Annotated in this window: 17 protein-coding genes; 5 read left to right on the forward strand and 12 right to left on the reverse strand. The window is 69.0% G+C overall.

Translation table 11 applies throughout. The annotated features are described in order from the left end of the window. Positions 1–117 precede the first annotated feature (117 nt). The 3 genes from CGU35_RS18710 to CGU35_RS07390 all read left to right on the forward strand — a co-directional run bounded on the left by CGU35_RS18710 (position 118) and on the right by CGU35_RS07390 (position 1,867). On the forward strand, positions 118–246 hold the full coding sequence (locus tag CGU35_RS18710) for a hypothetical protein (RefSeq protein WP_258034413.1): 129 nt from the start codon (positions 118–120) through the stop codon (positions 244–246). Between the two features lie 197 nt (positions 247–443). After that, positions 444–728: a hypothetical protein gene (locus CGU35_RS07385; RefSeq protein WP_100810875.1), complete on the forward strand. Its 285-nt coding sequence runs from the start codon at positions 444–446 to the stop codon at positions 726–728. Between the two features lie 50 nt (positions 729–778). Beyond that, positions 779–1,867 (forward strand): GNAT family N-acetyltransferase, encoded by a 1,089-nt coding sequence (locus CGU35_RS07390; RefSeq protein ID WP_100810876.1) that lies wholly within the window; start codon positions 779–781, stop codon positions 1,865–1,867. Positions 1,868–2,032: 165 nt separating this feature from the next. Here the strand turns inward: CGU35_RS07390 and mutM are convergent, their stop codons facing one another. From mutM to CGU35_RS07420, 6 genes are all read right to left on the reverse strand, one after another. Beyond that, positions 2,033–2,968, reverse strand: coding sequence for a bifunctional DNA-formamidopyrimidine glycosylase/DNA-(apurinic or apyrimidinic site) lyase (gene mutM, locus CGU35_RS07395; RefSeq protein ID WP_100810877.1), 936 nt, complete (start codon positions 2,966–2,968; stop codon positions 2,033–2,035). Further along, positions 2,961–3,683, reverse strand: coding sequence for a ribonuclease III (rnc, locus tag CGU35_RS07400; RefSeq protein WP_100810878.1), 723 nt, complete (start codon positions 3,681–3,683; stop codon positions 2,961–2,963). The genes mutM and rnc overlap by 8 nt, the downstream gene beginning before the upstream one ends. 16 nt (positions 3,684–3,699) lie before the next feature. Next, entirely contained in the window at positions 3,700–3,909 is a 210-nt protein-coding gene (gene rpmF / locus CGU35_RS07405) for a 50S ribosomal protein L32 (RefSeq protein WP_100810879.1), read from the reverse strand. A gap of 24 nt (positions 3,910–3,933) precedes the next feature. Next, positions 3,934–4,425 (reverse strand): YceD family protein, encoded by a 492-nt coding sequence (locus CGU35_RS07410; RefSeq protein WP_100810880.1) that lies wholly within the window; start codon positions 4,423–4,425, stop codon positions 3,934–3,936. A gap of 148 nt (positions 4,426–4,573) precedes the next feature. After that, positions 4,574–5,071: a pantetheine-phosphate adenylyltransferase gene (gene coaD, locus CGU35_RS07415; protein ID WP_100810881.1), complete on the reverse strand. Its 498-nt coding sequence runs from the start codon at positions 5,069–5,071 to the stop codon at positions 4,574–4,576. A gap of 75 nt (positions 5,072–5,146) precedes the next feature. Next, the gene (locus CGU35_RS07420; RefSeq protein ID WP_100810882.1) at positions 5,147–7,318 is read right to left on the reverse strand and encodes an ATP-dependent DNA helicase RecG; all 2,172 of its coding nucleotides are present in this window, start codon (positions 7,316–7,318) and stop codon (positions 5,147–5,149) included. A gap of 117 nt (positions 7,319–7,435) precedes the next feature. Here CGU35_RS07420 and rsmD point away from each other — a divergent pair, with 117 nt between their 5' ends. After that, positions 7,436–7,990, forward strand: a complete 555-nt coding sequence (gene rsmD, locus CGU35_RS07425) for a 16S rRNA (guanine(966)-N(2))-methyltransferase RsmD (protein WP_181003373.1) — start codon at positions 7,436–7,438, stop codon at positions 7,988–7,990. A 25-nt stretch (positions 7,991–8,015) separates the two neighbouring features. Here rsmD and thiL read toward each other — a convergent pair whose 3' ends face one another. Further along, positions 8,016–9,005: a thiamine-phosphate kinase gene (gene thiL, locus CGU35_RS07430; protein ID WP_100810883.1), complete on the reverse strand. Its 990-nt coding sequence runs from the start codon at positions 9,003–9,005 to the stop codon at positions 8,016–8,018. Positions 9,006–9,184: 179 nt separating this feature from the next. Between thiL and CGU35_RS07435 the strand changes: the two genes are divergently transcribed. Further along, a complete protein-coding gene (locus CGU35_RS07435) occupies positions 9,185–9,661 on the forward strand; it encodes a DUF3515 family protein (RefSeq protein WP_100810884.1) in 477 nt (158 codons plus the stop codon). A 30-nt stretch (positions 9,662–9,691) separates the two neighbouring features. Here the strand turns inward: CGU35_RS07435 and CGU35_RS07440 are convergent, their stop codons facing one another. From CGU35_RS07440 to leuD, 5 genes are read right to left on the reverse strand one after another with little or no spacing between them, the layout of a single operon-like run. Continuing rightward, positions 9,692–10,780 (reverse strand): D-alanine--D-alanine ligase family protein, encoded by a 1,089-nt coding sequence (locus CGU35_RS07440; protein ID WP_100810885.1) that lies wholly within the window; start codon positions 10,778–10,780, stop codon positions 9,692–9,694. Continuing rightward, entirely contained in the window at positions 10,686–11,813 is a 1,128-nt protein-coding gene (locus tag CGU35_RS07445; RefSeq protein ID WP_100810886.1) for an NAD(P)H-dependent glycerol-3-phosphate dehydrogenase, read from the reverse strand. The genes CGU35_RS07440 and CGU35_RS07445 overlap by 95 nt, the downstream gene beginning before the upstream one ends. Further along, complete coding sequence (locus tag CGU35_RS07450; protein WP_100810887.1) at positions 11,803–12,567, reverse strand: lysophospholipid acyltransferase family protein; 765 nt, start codon at positions 12,565–12,567, stop codon at positions 11,803–11,805. Before CGU35_RS07450 ends, CGU35_RS07445 begins: the two co-directional genes overlap by 11 nt. 4 nt (positions 12,568–12,571) lie before the next feature. Beyond that, a complete protein-coding gene (gene murA, locus CGU35_RS07455; protein WP_100810888.1) occupies positions 12,572–13,954 on the reverse strand; it encodes a UDP-N-acetylglucosamine 1-carboxyvinyltransferase in 1,383 nt (460 codons plus the stop codon). Positions 13,955–13,965: 11 nt separating this feature from the next. After that, the gene (gene leuD / locus CGU35_RS07460; RefSeq protein ID WP_100810889.1) at positions 13,966–14,577 is read right to left on the reverse strand and encodes a 3-isopropylmalate dehydratase small subunit; all 612 of its coding nucleotides are present in this window, start codon (positions 14,575–14,577) and stop codon (positions 13,966–13,968) included.

A 14,577-nucleotide genomic window follows, 5' to 3' on the forward strand; every position in this document is an offset into this window, starting at 1 on the left:
CCCCGCTCGAATTCTGTGAATCGGCTTGACGCCGTGGGCGAGCGCGCGCTAGCGTCACTCTTCGCGTCAGAGATAGATTCGTCGCTGTTCGCGCCAGAGGTTTGAAAGGAGGTCACCATGTTGATGAACATCACACGCACAGGCGTCGCCGCCACTCGCTCCGCTCGCGGAGGAGTCGTCGCGTTCTCCCTGGTGACCGCTTCCCTCGGCGCCTTCTCGCGCGGCCGCGTCCACACCGGCCGCTGACCGCCGCATAGGAGCACTCCGCCCGCATCCGGGCGGGGCAACTCCACGCCTGCGACAGCCCTGCTTCGGCTGACCCGCATCCTCCCGCCTCACCGCTCCGTTCGCGCATGCGTCGACGAGCGGGACGCGGCTCCGGATGCCTTCTCACAGGCATCCCCAAAGACCCTTCTCGTTCGACACCTTTCCGAGGAAACCCCATGAATACGCAGCTGACCCAGCCGCAGACGTCCCTGTCCCATCCGCCCGATACGCTCGCGCAACTCGCCCCGCTCGCACCCGTGGCGAACCGCATCGCCCGCACGTCCCTGCTCGACCGCACGGCGATGCGCGTCGGGCTCTGGCTCGTTTTGTGGGGCTCACGCCCCGCGAGCGACGCCGATGCCCTCGAACGTCACAGGCGTCGCACCTTCCACGCCGAACAGCGCGAGCGTCACGAGGCCGACGCGGCCTACGCGACGCGGCTCTGGATGCACGGCGCCTGACCCGGCGTCGTGCATCCGCACGCATCACCCACCCACATAGGAGACTTCCGATGAGCGCAACCCGTGATCACATCGAATACCGACCCCTCGTCATCCCCGAGTCCGTCGACTCGGACGACGCCGCGGACTTCCGCGCGATGACCGACATTCGAAACGCTGTCTACCGGCACACCTCCGGCCACGACGACCACTCGATGTCGGCCGCCGAGCTGCTGCCCAGCTACCGTCCCGAACCCTATGAGATCCGGTTGTCGTGGCTCGTCCTCGACGATGACCGTCCCGTCGGGCGCGTCGGCCTGGATCTTCCGATCGAGACCGACTCGCGTATCGCGTACATGCTGATCGAGCTGCTTCCGGATGTCCGGGGCCGCGGCATCGGCACCGGCGCGCTCGAGCTGGTCGAGCGCGCCGCGCGCGAGCACGGGCGAACCGTCCTGCAATCGTGGGCGGAGCACCCCGACCGACCCGGTCCGAGGCTCGAACCGCCGACCGGGTTCGGGAGCATCCCGGCCGACGATCCGGGCGCCCGGTTCTTCGTGAGGCACGGCTTCTCACTGGAGCAGATCGACCGGAACAGCGCCTTCGACCTGCGGGCACCGTTCGACGAGATCGACCGACTCTTCGAGCGGGCGTCGGCAGCGGCCGACGGCTATCGGCTCGTGTCGTGGCAGGCGCCCACTCCCCCGGAGTTCGTCGAAGGCTACGCCTGGATGAAGTCACGGATGGTGACCGATGCCCCGTCCGCGGCCATCGAGTACGACGAAGAGACCTGGGACGCGGAGCGCGTGGCACGGAACGATGCGCGCGCCATCGACGGGGGCCGCCTGCTCCGGGTGACGGCGGCCCAGCACATCGCGACGGGCGAGCTGTGCGCGTTCAACGAGCTGGCGATCGGGCCGGACCGGACCGCCGCGTCTCACCAGGAGGACACCCTCGTGCTGAGGGAGCACCGTGGGCACCGCCTGGGGATGCTCGTGAAGTGTGCGGGCCTGCGCGCCTGGAGGGATCTCGTGCCCGCCTCGCCACGCGTCCTCACGTACAACGCCGAAGAGAACCGCCCGATGCTCGACATCAACGAGGCCATCGGGTTCGTGCCGATCGCCTACGAGGGTGCGTGGAAGAAGATCCTCGAGCCCTGACCCCGGGCATCCGTTTCCCCCGTCCGCTCCCACCACCTTCGCTCCCCTCCGGCACCTTCGCCGAAAACACCCCTGATGCCACGAAAACACCCTCGCCACGGGGTGATTCGTCGACGAAGGGTTGTCTCGGCGCCCGGAGCACCGCGCCAGGTTCGATGGTCGGGGTCAGCGCGGCGGCGGGACGCGCTGACAGCGCGGGCAGAAGTGGCTCGACCGGTTCATGAACGAGGCGCGGACGATAGGGCGACCGCACCGCTCACACGGCTGGCCCGCGCGACCGTATGCCCGCAGGCTGTGTGCGAAATAGCCGGCCTGTCCGTTGACATTGACGTACTGCGCGTCGAAGCTCGTGCCCCCCTCGGCGAGTGCCCGGTTCAACACGGTTCGCACCTCGGTGAGCAGCCGACCCGCGGCCCGCGTCGACAGCGTACGAGCGGATGTCTCGGGATGGATGCGCGCGGCCCAGAGCGCCTCGTCGGCGTAGATGTTGCCGATGCCGCTCGCGACGGTCTGATCGAGCAGCACCCGCTTGACGGCCGAGTCCTTGCGCGCCAGCGCGTGCACGAACGCCCGGTCGCGAAAGGCAGGGTCGAGGGGGTCCCGCGCGATGTGCGAGACCTGGCTCGGCAGCAGCGGATCCGCGGCTCCCCACCCCGCGGCCTCGCCGTCCGCGGTGGGAACGAGCGGGTCGATCGCGAGTGACCCGAACGTTCGCTGGTCTGCGAAGACGACGTCGAGCGGCCCGTGCTCGGGATGATCTATCGAGAGTCGGATGCGTTCGTGCCGCTCGATCGGCGCGCCATCGGCACGAAGCAGCATCTGCCCGCTCATGCCGAGGTGGACCAGGATCGCCTCGGCGCCGTCGGTCGCGTCACCGTCGCCCTCGGGCATACCTCCCGCGAGCGGCAACCACAAGAATTTGCCGCGCCGCGCGGCCCCGATGATCCGGCGTCCTGGGAGGCGCGTCTCGAAATCCAGAGGTCCGCCCGTATGCCGGGTCAGAGCGCGAGCATCACGTGCGTCGACGGCCACGATCCGGGCCCCGGTCACCGCCGGGAAGAGCCCCGCGCGAACGACCTCAACCTCGGGGAGCTCAGGCACGTGCCGAAATGTCGTCGCTCCCGACATCTCGGGTCGTGATGTCCCGCCATGCCGCGAGAGCAGCGGCCATCTCGGCGGCCTTCTTGCTGGATCCGACGCCCTGGGCGGCCGTCGCACCCACGCGCACGGTGGCGGTGAAGATGCGGTTGTGATCCGGGCCCGCGGCCTGCACCGAATACGCCGGCGGGGATTCCTGACGGCGGGCGGCGAGCTCTTGCAGACTCGTCTTCGGGTCCATCGCCGCGCCGTAACGCTCGGGATCGTCGAGGAGTGGTTCCATCAGACGAAGCACGAGGTCGGTGGCGGCGTCCGCGCCGGCCGACAGGTACGTGGCGCCGATGATCGCCTCGGTCGTGTCGGCGAGGATCGAGTCCTTGTCGCGTCCGCCGGTCTGCTCTTCACCGCGGCCCAGCAGCACATGGCGTCCGAGATCGATGTAGCGCGCCGCCTCGGCAAGCGCGACCGTGGAAACGAGACTCGCCCGTCGCTTCGCGAGCGAACCCTCATCGAGTTCCGGATGCCGGGTGAACAGCATGACCGTCACGGCCTGCCCGAGGATCGAATCCCCGAGAAACTCGAGACGTTCGTTGTGCGGCGTGCCACCGTTCTCGTACGCGTACGAGCGATGTGTGAGGGCAAGCGTCAGCAACCCAGGATCGATGACGACCCCGAGTCGCTGGACGAGAGCGCGTCTCCCCCCCGGAAGCACTGCCACGGCTACGGTGAGCCGATCAGACGTCTGCGACCTTGCGGCCCTTGTACTCGAGGAAGAGTTCGGTTCCCTGCGAGTCGGTGACGACCTTGGCCTGGTGGGGGCGGCTGTAGACGACCTTGCCGTTTTCGACCGTCTTGACGAGCGCGATCGGCTCGGCCTTCCACTGCGCGCGGCGCGAACGGGTGTTGGAGCGCGAAACCTTGCGCTTCGGGGGGTTACCTGCCATGGCTCTATCTCTTTCGTTCGAGTCTTAGGGGTTCTGATCTGGCTCGCGGGCGCTCGCCGAGGCGTCGTCCTGGCCCAGGTGACTGAGCGCCGACCATCGAGGATCGAGGTTGGAGCTCAGTGAAGTACTGTCCGAATCGGCCAGTCGCTCGCCCGTTACCGGGTCCAACCCGGGGCAATCCGGCTGGCATACCGGTTGAAACGGAAGCGACAGAATGACCGCATCCCTGACCAGAGTTTCAAGATCCACGTGATCGTCTTGAACCTCGAAGTCAGATGTCTCGTCTCCAGGGTACGCGAAAAGCTCCTGGAATTCGACTTGGAGGGGTGCGGCGATGTCGATCAGGCAGCGTCCGCAGATACCGACGTACTCCGCGTTCGCCTCGCCGCTGGCCAGAATGCCCTCGTGCACGGACTCCAGACGCACGTCCACCTCGACGGTGCCGCCCTGCTCCAGGTAGACGAGTCCTTCGCCCCACCGCTCCGCGAGTGTCACATCGAACTCGTGCTCGCGCATCTCGCCGGGGCGGAGCTCGATGTCTCGAACATTGATGGCGAATGGTCCTGGCCGACGGTTTCTCACGGGGGACCATGCTACCCGCGCCACGGCGCGCCGGGGCGAGGCCCACCGCGCAGCTCGCGGACGTACCGAAAATCGGGCCCGATCAGGTCGTGCTGGAACCGGTGGTGAGAAAACGCGCGACCGGCGCGGGGACATAGGGGGAGACATCCCCGCCGAGGCCCGCGACCTGGCGTACGAGCGAACTCGAGACGAGAGCGTGCGACGGATCGGGCAGCAGGAAGACGGTCTCGACGTGTGCCAGGTGCCGGTTCACGATTGCCATGGGCGTTTCGTACACGACGTCGATCTGCGAGCGGATGCCCTTGACGAGCACGCCCGCCCCCACATCGGTCGCGTAGTCGACCAGAAGGCCCATGCTCCACGACGCCACGACGATATCGCCCTCGATCTCGCTCTCGGCGATCGACTGCTCGAGCAGCTCCAGGCGATGCGCGATCGGCAGCATCGCCTCTTTGTCGGGGTTGTGCACGACGAGCACGTGCACGGAGTCGTAGAGCGATGCCGCGCGACGGATGACGTCGAGGTGGCCGAGGGTCGGCGGGTCGAACGACCCCGGTACGACCGCGATCCTGTTGTTCACCCAGCCAGCCTATCCGGGCGCGCCGTCCTACCGAGCCAACCGGTGTCCGGACACGCTTCGCGGCGGGCTCCCCGGTCAGTTGCGCGCCATCGCGGCGCGATCCTCGACGTCGAGACGGCGATCGATCGCGCGGGCGAGCCCGCTGTGCGCGCTCAGGTCGGGATCATCGGCCAGGATCGACTCGGCCTCGGCGCGCGCCTCGGCGATGAGCGGAGCATCCGTCACCACGCGCAGCAGTCGCAGAGACGAGCGCGCGCCCGACTGGATGTCGCCGAGCACGTCGCCCTCGCCGCGCAGCTCCAGGTCGACCTCGGCCAGCTCGAATCCGTCGAGCGTTCGCGCCACGGCCTCGACGCGCGCACGGGCGGGTGTTCCCTGTTGCGCCTCGGTCAAGAGCAGGCAGAGCCCCGGTACCTCGCCGCGGCCGACGCGACCTCGCAACTGGTGCAGCTGAGACACACCGAACCGGTCGGCTTCGAGGATGACCATGGTCGAGGCATTGGGCACGTCGACGCCGACCTCGATCACCGTGGTGGCGACGAGCACGTCGATCTGCCCCTCGGCGAACGCCCGCATCGTCGCGTCCTTCTCGTCGCCGGGCATGCGTCCGTGCAGGATCGCGACGCGAAGGCCGGCGAAATCGGGCCGGGCGGCGAGCAGTCGCTCCACCTGGACCACGCCCCAACGCTGGCGCGCCGCCTCGCCTTCGACGGGCGGAGCCTCGACCGTGTCGTCGGTTGCGGCCTTGCCGGTGGCCTCGACATCGATCGCGGGGCAGACGACGAAAACCTGGTGGCCCTTCGCGACCTCTTCCGCTCCGCGCTGCCAGACCCGCTCGAACCAGGCCGGGCGCTCCCCGACGGGCGCCACGAACGTCTCGATACCGGCGCGTCCGACGGGCATCGTGCGGATCGTGGAGACATCGAGGTCGCCGAAGACCGTCATCGCGACCGTGCGCGGGATCGGTGTCGCCGTCAGAACCAGGGCATGCGGACTGGACCCCTTCGCGCGCAGGGTCTCGCGCTGTTCCACGCCGAAGCGGTGCTGCTCATCGACGACGACCAGGCCGAGATCGGCGAAGGTCGTCGTGTCGCTCAGCAAGGCGTGCGTGCCGATCACGATGAGCGCCTGCCCCGACGCGACACGAAGGGCGGCACGGCGACGATCGGCGGCGCCCTGCTGTCCGGTGAGCAGCGTGGGCATCAGCTCGGGCGCGAGATCGGGCCCGAGCATCCGGGCGATCGACCGCAGGTGCTGACCGGCGAGCACCTCGGTCGGCGCGATGAGGGCGGATTGTCCGCCCGACTCCGCCACCTGCAGCATCGCGCGCAGGGCGACGAGCGTCTTGCCCGACCCCACCTCTCCCTGCACGAGCCGGTTCATGGGCCACTCGCCCACCAGATCCGCGGCGATCCGGTCGCCGACCTCGTGCTGGTCCGGCGTGCGCGCGAACGGCAGCGTCGCGTCGAAGCGCTCGAGGTACCCGGCGCTCTGCGCGGGGCGCGGACGCGCCGACAGAGCCCGCACGGCGGCGCGCTGCTGCAGCAGTGCGGTCTGCAGCACGAGAGCCTCGTGCATCCGCAGCGTCTCGTGGGCGATGTGGACGTCCGCGTCCGATGCGGGCCGATGGATCTTCTCGAGCGCATCCCGCGCCGGCACCAGGCCCTTACGCAGCCGCAACGCGTCGGGGACCGGATCCTCGACGGCGCCCAGCACATCGAGGACCGTGGCGACGATCTTGCCGAGCTTCCAGCTGGGAATCGTCGACGTGGCGGGATAGATCGGTATCGGCAGGTTGGCATACTCCTGAGCGCTTCGGCGGGCGGCCTCTTCGTCGTCGAAGAGCTCGTAGTCGGGATGCGCCAGTTGCTTCGTGTGGCGGTATTCGCCGACCTTGCCCGCGAAAATACCGCGTCGACCGACCCGGAGCTCCTTGAGGCGGCCGGACTGGTTGAAGAAGGTCAGGGTCAGATGTCCGCGACCGTCGCTGATCACGACCTCGAGGATCGAACCGCGCCGCGCCTGCATGCGACGCTCACCGGCGCTGACCACCTCGGCGACGATCGTGACCGACTCCCCCACCGGCAGATCGCGGATGGGTGTGAGTTCACCACGATGGGCGTAACGCCGCGGGTAGTGCGCCAGCAGGTCACCGACCGTGCGCATGCCGAACGCGCGCTCGAGGGCCGTGGCGGTCTTCCCCCCCACGACGCCCTCGAGGCGGGTTTCGAGATGCACCGACGACATGCCACGACTCTAGTTCGCGGCTACGACGTCGCCGTTCCGGTCGGGTTCTCGGACGCGGACGGGCGTGCAGACCCGCCGACGTGTACCCGCGGGCCTCGCGGTTTGTAGGGTGAGGGGATGACCCGGATCATCGCCGGCGGAGCCCGCGGCATCCGGCTCGCCGTTCCCGCACGCGGAACACGCCCCACGAGTGACCGCGTGCGCGAGTCGCTGTTCGCCGGACTCGAGTCGGCCGGCGCGCTGGACGGCGCGCGCGTCCTGGACCTGTACGCGGGGTCGGGCGCGCTCGGGCTCGAGGCGCTGTCGAGGGGCGCTGCCTCCGTCGACCTCGTCGAACTGTCCCGCCCGGCCGCGGCGATCGCCCGCGACAACATCGGCCGCGTCGAGCGATCCCTGGGCGGTTCAGGGCTCGGACGGGTTCACGCCGTCTCTGCCGACGCGTTCCTGCGCGGCTCGGTCGCGACCTTCGATCTGGTGTTCCTCGATCCCCCCTACGAACTCGGCGAGGCGGACCTGGCCGCGACCCTCGCGCTGCTCGCGCCGCGCAGAGCGGACGACGGCCTGGTCGTCGTCGAACGCTCGCGACACTCGCCGCAGCCGAGCTGGCCCGCGGGGATCGAACTCGCGCGCGAGCGGGCATACGGCGACACGGTCATCTGGCAGGCGCACTGACACTGGCGGGCGTTCGCGACCGGCCTCAGCCTCGCCCCGCGTCCCAGTCGCGATACGGGTCCCACCCGTGCGGCTCGCGCGGCTCGCCGTCGAGAAGCAACGGATTCGCCCCCGCCGCGGTGACTTCACCGATCGCCCGGAAGCCCTCGGGCAGATCCGCGTCGCGCGGGAAGGTCGCGAGCAGGGCGTGGTCCTCGCCGCCGTCGATCGCCCAGCGGGCGACCCCGCCGACCGATGCGGAGCGGATCGCGAGCGTCACACCGGATGCCTGGGCCAGGCGCGTCGCATCGAGCGCGAGGCCGTCCGAAACGTCCATCATCGCCGTGGCCCCCGCGTCCGCCGCGGCGATGCCCAGCGCGATCGGCGGCGACGGGCGCAACTGAGCGTCGAGCGCCTCGAGGTCTGCGGCGTCCAAGCTCGCCCGGTCGACGGCGACCGGGCCCGAGGCATCCGTGAATCTCGAGAACAGCAGGTCGATCCCGCGCGCGGCGAGACCCGCCGCGCCGGCCAGCGCCACGATGTCGCCCGGTCGCGCGCCCGAGCGAAGCACCGGCGCACGACCCTCCAGTGATCCGAGGGCCGTCACGGCGATCGTGAGCGTCGACGAGATCGTCAGGTCACCACCGATGACCGCGCATCCCGGCGCGAGCGCGTCGCAGCACGCCGCGAGGCCGTCGGCGAAGTCGCGAACGAAGGACAGCCGAGTATCCGCCGGCATCGCGAGGGCGACCAGAAGGCCCGTCGGTCGCGCCCCCATGGCGGCGACGTCGGCGAGATTGACCGCGGCGGCCTTCCAGCCGAGGTCCGTGCCGGACGACCAGGCCAGGCGGAAGTCCGGACCGTGCACGAGGGTGTCGGTCGTGGCCACCACACGACCGTCGGGAGCGCGCAGCACGGCCGCGTCATCGCCCGGCCCGACCTCCGAACCCTCGGCCGTGCCGATGCGGTCGAGGATCACGCGGAGGATGGCGGCCTCGGCGAGGTCGCCCACGCGCGGATCGCCGGGGTCGGTCATACGTCCACGCTATCCCGTTCCGTATTCAGTCCCGCCGCGGGCGCGACCCGAACCCGCTCCGGAGAACACGCGCGGATCGTCGGGGGCGGGTCGTCCGGGGGGGGGGTCGTCCGGAGAGACCGAATTGCGAACGCTCCGCGCCGCATCTCGGCCGCGGACGGCCTCGGTAGGCTGGAGGGATGTCCGTCCGACGTCTGTTCGCCGCAGCGGCCACCGCCATCATGGCCGCGGGCGTTCTGAGCGGCTGCACCGCGCCCGTGGCCATGGAACCCGGCCCGGACGCGAACGACCCGCTGTGCGCCGAGGTGTCCGTGCGGCTGCCGGACACGCTCGACGGCAAGGAACGGCGGCAGACGGATGCACAGGCGACAGGCGCGTGGGGCGATCCGGCGGCCGTGCTCCTCACCTGCGGCGTCGAGCCGCCGGGACCCACGACGATCCCGTGCACGTCCGTCGGCGGTGTCGACTGGATCATCGAGGACGAGGGCGACTTCCGATTCCGTGTCACGACGTTCGGGCGTTCCCCCGCGGTTCAGCTCTACCTCGACACGAACGTGGACACGGGCGTGTCGAGCGCCGCGGTGCTCGAGGCCCTCGCCGCGCCGGTCGGGCGACTTCCGATCGACGGCGCCTGCACGGACATCCCGGCGCCGTAGCGAGGGCCGTGCCCGGGTACCGTCCGCGCGTCAGGCGCGCTCGAGAGCCGTATCGACCAGTTCGGTGATGAGTTCGGCGTAGGTCATGCCCGACGCGATCCAGCACTTCGGGAACATCGAGATGGGCGTGAACCCGGGCATGGTGTTGAGCTCGTTCACGACCAGCCCGTCGGCCCTCAGGAAGAAATCCACGCGCGCGAGCCCGCGGCCGTCCACGGCCTCGAAGGCTCGAGCACCCAGCGCCTGGATCGCCTCGATATCGGATGCCTCGAGCTCGGCCGGGCAGCGCACGTCGACACCGTCGCCGCCGAGGTACTTGCCCTCGAAGTCGTAGAACTCACGGGTCGTCAGCACGACCTCGCCCGGCAGCGACGCCCGGGCGGACGCGCCTCCGCGCCCCTCCAGCACGGCGACCTCGATCTCGCGCCCGACCAGGGCCGACTCGATCAGCACCTTGTCGTCTTCGGCGAAGGCGAGCGCGAGCGCGGCGTCGAGTTCGCCGAGGTGATGCACCTTCGAGACGCCGACGCTCGATCCGGCACGAGCAGGCTTGACGAACAGGATGTCGCCGAGCGCCGCGGCATCCGTTCGCACGCCCTCGGGATCGACATCCCAGCGCGCGCGACGCACCGTGACCCACGGGGCCACGGGCACACCCTCGGCCTGCAGCGCGATCTTCATGAAGTGCTTGTCCATGCACAGTGCGGAATCGAGCACCCCACCGCCCGCGTACGGCAGCTGCAGGGTATCGAGGAAGCCCTGAATGGTGCCGTCCTCGCCGTGCAGACCGTGCAGGATCGGCAGGACGACGTCGACGGTACCGAGGTCTTCGACCGTCCCGTCGGCACGGCGCACACGCAGTTCGCGCGCGCCCCCGCCCTCGGGCCAGACGATGCGCGTGTTGTTGTCGACGACCTCCGGCAGCATCGCGGCGTCGAGGGCGAACTTGTCGGGATCATCGTCCTCGAGCACGAACACGCCGTCGCGGGTGATGCCGACCGGGATCACCCGGTACCGCTCGCGATCAATCGCCCGCAGCACCCCGCCCGCCGTTGCGGAGCTGATCGAGTGCTCGCTGGAGCGACCGCCAAAGAGCACCGCCACCGCCGGTTTGTGCATTCTGCGTCCTCTCGCCCCGAGGGGTGTCATCGTCGGTGGTCAGGTGTGGCGCGATCTCCTGCGGCTTCATCGTTCCATCGAGCACGCGTTTCACCTGCTCCACGATCGGCATCTCCACACCGACCTCTCGGGCCAGCTGGAGCACGGGAGCCACGGATGCGAGGCCCTCGGCCGTCTGCTGCATCTGCTTCACGACATCCTGGAACGAGTATCCCTGACCGAGCAGGCGACCCGCGGTGTTGTTGCGCGAGAGCGGGGATTGGCAGGTCGCGATCAGGTCGCCGAGTCCCGCGAGACCCTGGAGGGTCTCGGGCTGCGCGCCGTAGGCGACGGCGAAGTCGGTCATCTCGACCAGGCCGCGCGTGATGATCGATGCCTTCGTGTTCTCGCCGTAGCCGACACCGTCGACGATGCCGATCGCTACGGCGATCAGGTTCTTGAGCACCCCGCCGAACTCGGTGCCGATGACATCCGTGTTCACGAACGAGCGGAAGTACGCGTTGCGTGCCCGGCGTGCGACCGCGTCGGCGGTCTCTTGACTCGTGGATGAGATGACGGCCGCGGTGGGCTGCTCCCGCGCGATCTCGAGCGCCAGGTTCGGACCGGATGCCACGGCGATGCGATCGGGATCGCACGCGAGTTCCTGCTCGATGACCTGGCTCATCCGCATTCCCGATCGGCGCTCGACACCCTTCATCAGACTGATGAGCAGGGCGTCGGTGTCGGTCACGAGCGGACGCACGGCCTTCAGACTCTCGCGCAGAGCCTGACTCGGCACCGAGAGATAGATCTGAGTGGCCCCGTGCAGGGCCTCGGAGAGGTGCGCCGTCGCCGTCATCGAGCGGGGCAGGTTCACGCCCGGCAGGTATTCGCTGTTGCGCTTTCCCTCGGCGATCTCGTGGGCGAGTTCGGGGCGACGCGCCCACATGGTGACCGACGCACCCCCGTCGGCGAGGATCTTGCCGAAGGTCGTGCCCCAGCTGCCCGCGCCGACGACGGCAACCTTGGGACCATCCGGAGCTTTACGACTCAAAGCGACCCGTCTCTTTCTGCGCGTGTGTGGCCGGATTCCACCGGACGGGGGGCGCCTTCTCGTCGCGCAGCTCTTCCAGCAGGGCGGCGATCGCGTTCATGAGGCGCTCGGTCGCCTCGACGAGCGCGCCGGGCTGATGGTGGCGCCCCTCGAAGTCCGACAGATCCACGGGATCACCGATCACGAAGTCCACCTGTTTGCGCGGGGGCCAGAAGCGGAGCTTGCCCCCGTACCTCGGCATGATCTCCTGCACGCCCCAGTGCGCCGCCGGGATGAGAGGTGCCCCGGATTCGAAGGCCAGGCGCACCGCACCGGTCTTGCCGCGCATGGGCCAGAGGTCGGGGTCTCGCGTGAGCGTGCCCTCGGGGTAGACGATGATGCTGCTCCCCGTCGTCGCCAGGCGCTCGGCGCCCGACAGGGTCGACTTCGCCGATGACGACGTCGAGTCGCGTGAGACCGGAATCATGCCGGTGGCCCGCAGCGCCCAGCCGAGCACCGGCACCCGGAACAGGCTCTCCTTGACGAGGAAGCGCGGCGCGCGGCCGATGTCCCAGACGGTGACGGCGACGACCAGCGGGTCGAACTCGCTGTAGTGGTTCGGCGCGAGAATGAACGATCCCTCGGTCGGGATCTTCTCGGCACCATGGATCCGGATGCGGGCGAAGTACTTCGTGAACGGCTCGACGATGCCGCCGAGCAGCCAGAAGACGCTCGGTCGTGACTTCTCGCTCGATCGCGGGCGGGTCCGGCTCACCGCGTCACCCGACGATGTCGAAGTCGGCGCCGAGCGCGGTGAGCTTGTCGAAGAACTTCTCGTAGCCGCGGCTGATGATGCCGACGCCCGACACGCGCGATTCGCCCTGCGCGGCGAGGGCCGCGACGACGTACGAGAATCCGCCGCGCAGGTCGGGCACCTCGATCACCGCCCCGCTCAGCGGCGTGGGTCCGTTGATGACCGCGGCCTGCTCGAGAGCACGGCGCGGCACGCGGCGCTTACCCCCCTCGAGCCCGTTCGGGTGCACGACGATGTCGGCGCCCATCTTGACCAGGGCCTGCGTGAATCCGAGTCGGTTCTCGTACACGGTCTCGTGCACGGTCGACTCGCCCTCGGCCTGCGTCAACGCGACGATGAGAGGCTGCTGCCAGTCGGTCATGTATCCCGGGTGGACGTCCGTCTCGACGACGACCGGCGTGATCGATCCGTCGCGACGGAACAGGATGCCGTCCTCGCGGATGTCGAACCATCCCCCGGCCTTGCGGAACACGTTGAGGAACGTGAGCAGATCCTGCTGCTTCGCACCCTGCACGAAGATCTCGCCATCGGTCGCAAGGGCGGCGCAGGCCCACGAGACGGCCTCGTTGCGATCGAAGATCGAACGGTGGTCGTAACCGCGCAGCGACTCGACGCCCTCGATCAGGATGACGCGATTCGGCTCGTACGAGATGATCGCGCCCATCTTCTGCAGCACCGCGATCAGATCCATGATCTCGGGCTCGATGGCCGCGTTCTTCAGCTCGGTGATGCCCTTCGCCTTGACGGCGGTGAGCAGCACCTGCTCGGTGGCTCCCACGCTCGGGTAGGGCAACTCGATGTTCGCGCCGTGCAGGCCGTTCGGGGCCGTGATGCGGATGCCCTCGTAGCTCTTGTCGACGATCGCGCCGAAAGCACGCAGCGCATCCATGTGGAAGTTGATCGGCCGGTCGCCGATACGGCATCCGCCGAGATCCGGGATGAGCGCCTCGCCGAGCAAGTGCAACAAAGGACCGCAGAACAGGATCGGGATGCGCGAGGCACCGGCGTGCGCGTCGATCTCTTCGAAGTGCGCCGAGGCCGCACCGCTCGGATCGAGAACGAGACTGCCCGGCTCTTCGCCGTCCGTCACCGTGACGCCGTGCACCTCGAGCAGCGAACGGACGACCGCGACGTCGCTGAGTTCGGGGACGTCGCGCAGGATGCTGGGGCTCTCACCGAGCAGCGCCGCCACCATCGCCTTGGTGACGAGGTTCTTGGCGCCCTTGACCTCGATCGTGCCGCGCAGCGGCCTGCCACCCCTGATCGCGAGCACCTCTGCGCTCACTTTGGCGCTCCGTCCTGGTCCCGACTTCTTGTTGCCCGCCGTGTCGTTCAGGAGAGTCGTCATGCGGTGCAGCCTCACTGTGCGGGAAGCGGCGGCACCGGTAAAGTGCGTGGCCTCCAGGATTCGCGTCGCGCTTCGTAGGCGGCGATCTTGTCTTCGTTCCGGAGGGTCAGCCCGATGTCGTCGAGTCCCTCCAAGAGACGCCACCTAGTGTAATCGTCGATCTCGAAGGGGACCCGGATATCGGCTATCTGCGCCTCGCGCGCCTCGAGATCGACCGTGATCCGCACACCGGGATCCGCCTCGATCGCTGCCCACATGCGCTCGATGTCGGCTTCGGAGACCAGACCTGTGAGTAGGCCTTGCTTTCCCGCGTTGCCGCGGAAGATGTCGGCGAACCGGGGGCTGAAGACGACCTTGAAGCCGAAATCGCGGAGCGCCCAGACGGCGTGCTCGCGGCTCGACCCCGTACCGAAGTCGGGTCCGGCGACGAGGATGGATGCTCCCTGGTACGCGGGCTGGTTGAGCACGAAATCAGGATCCTGGCGCCACGAGGCGAACAGAGCGTCCTCGAAACCGGTCTTGGTGACGCGCTTGAGGTAGACGGCCGGGATGATCTGGTCGGTGTCGACGGCGGACCGCTTCAGCGGCGCGGCGATCCCGGTGTGCGTGACGAACTTCTCCAT

The organism is Microbacterium sp. BR1, from assembly GCF_002812725.1.
Lineage (GTDB): Bacteria > Actinomycetota > Actinomycetes > Actinomycetales > Microbacteriaceae > Microbacterium.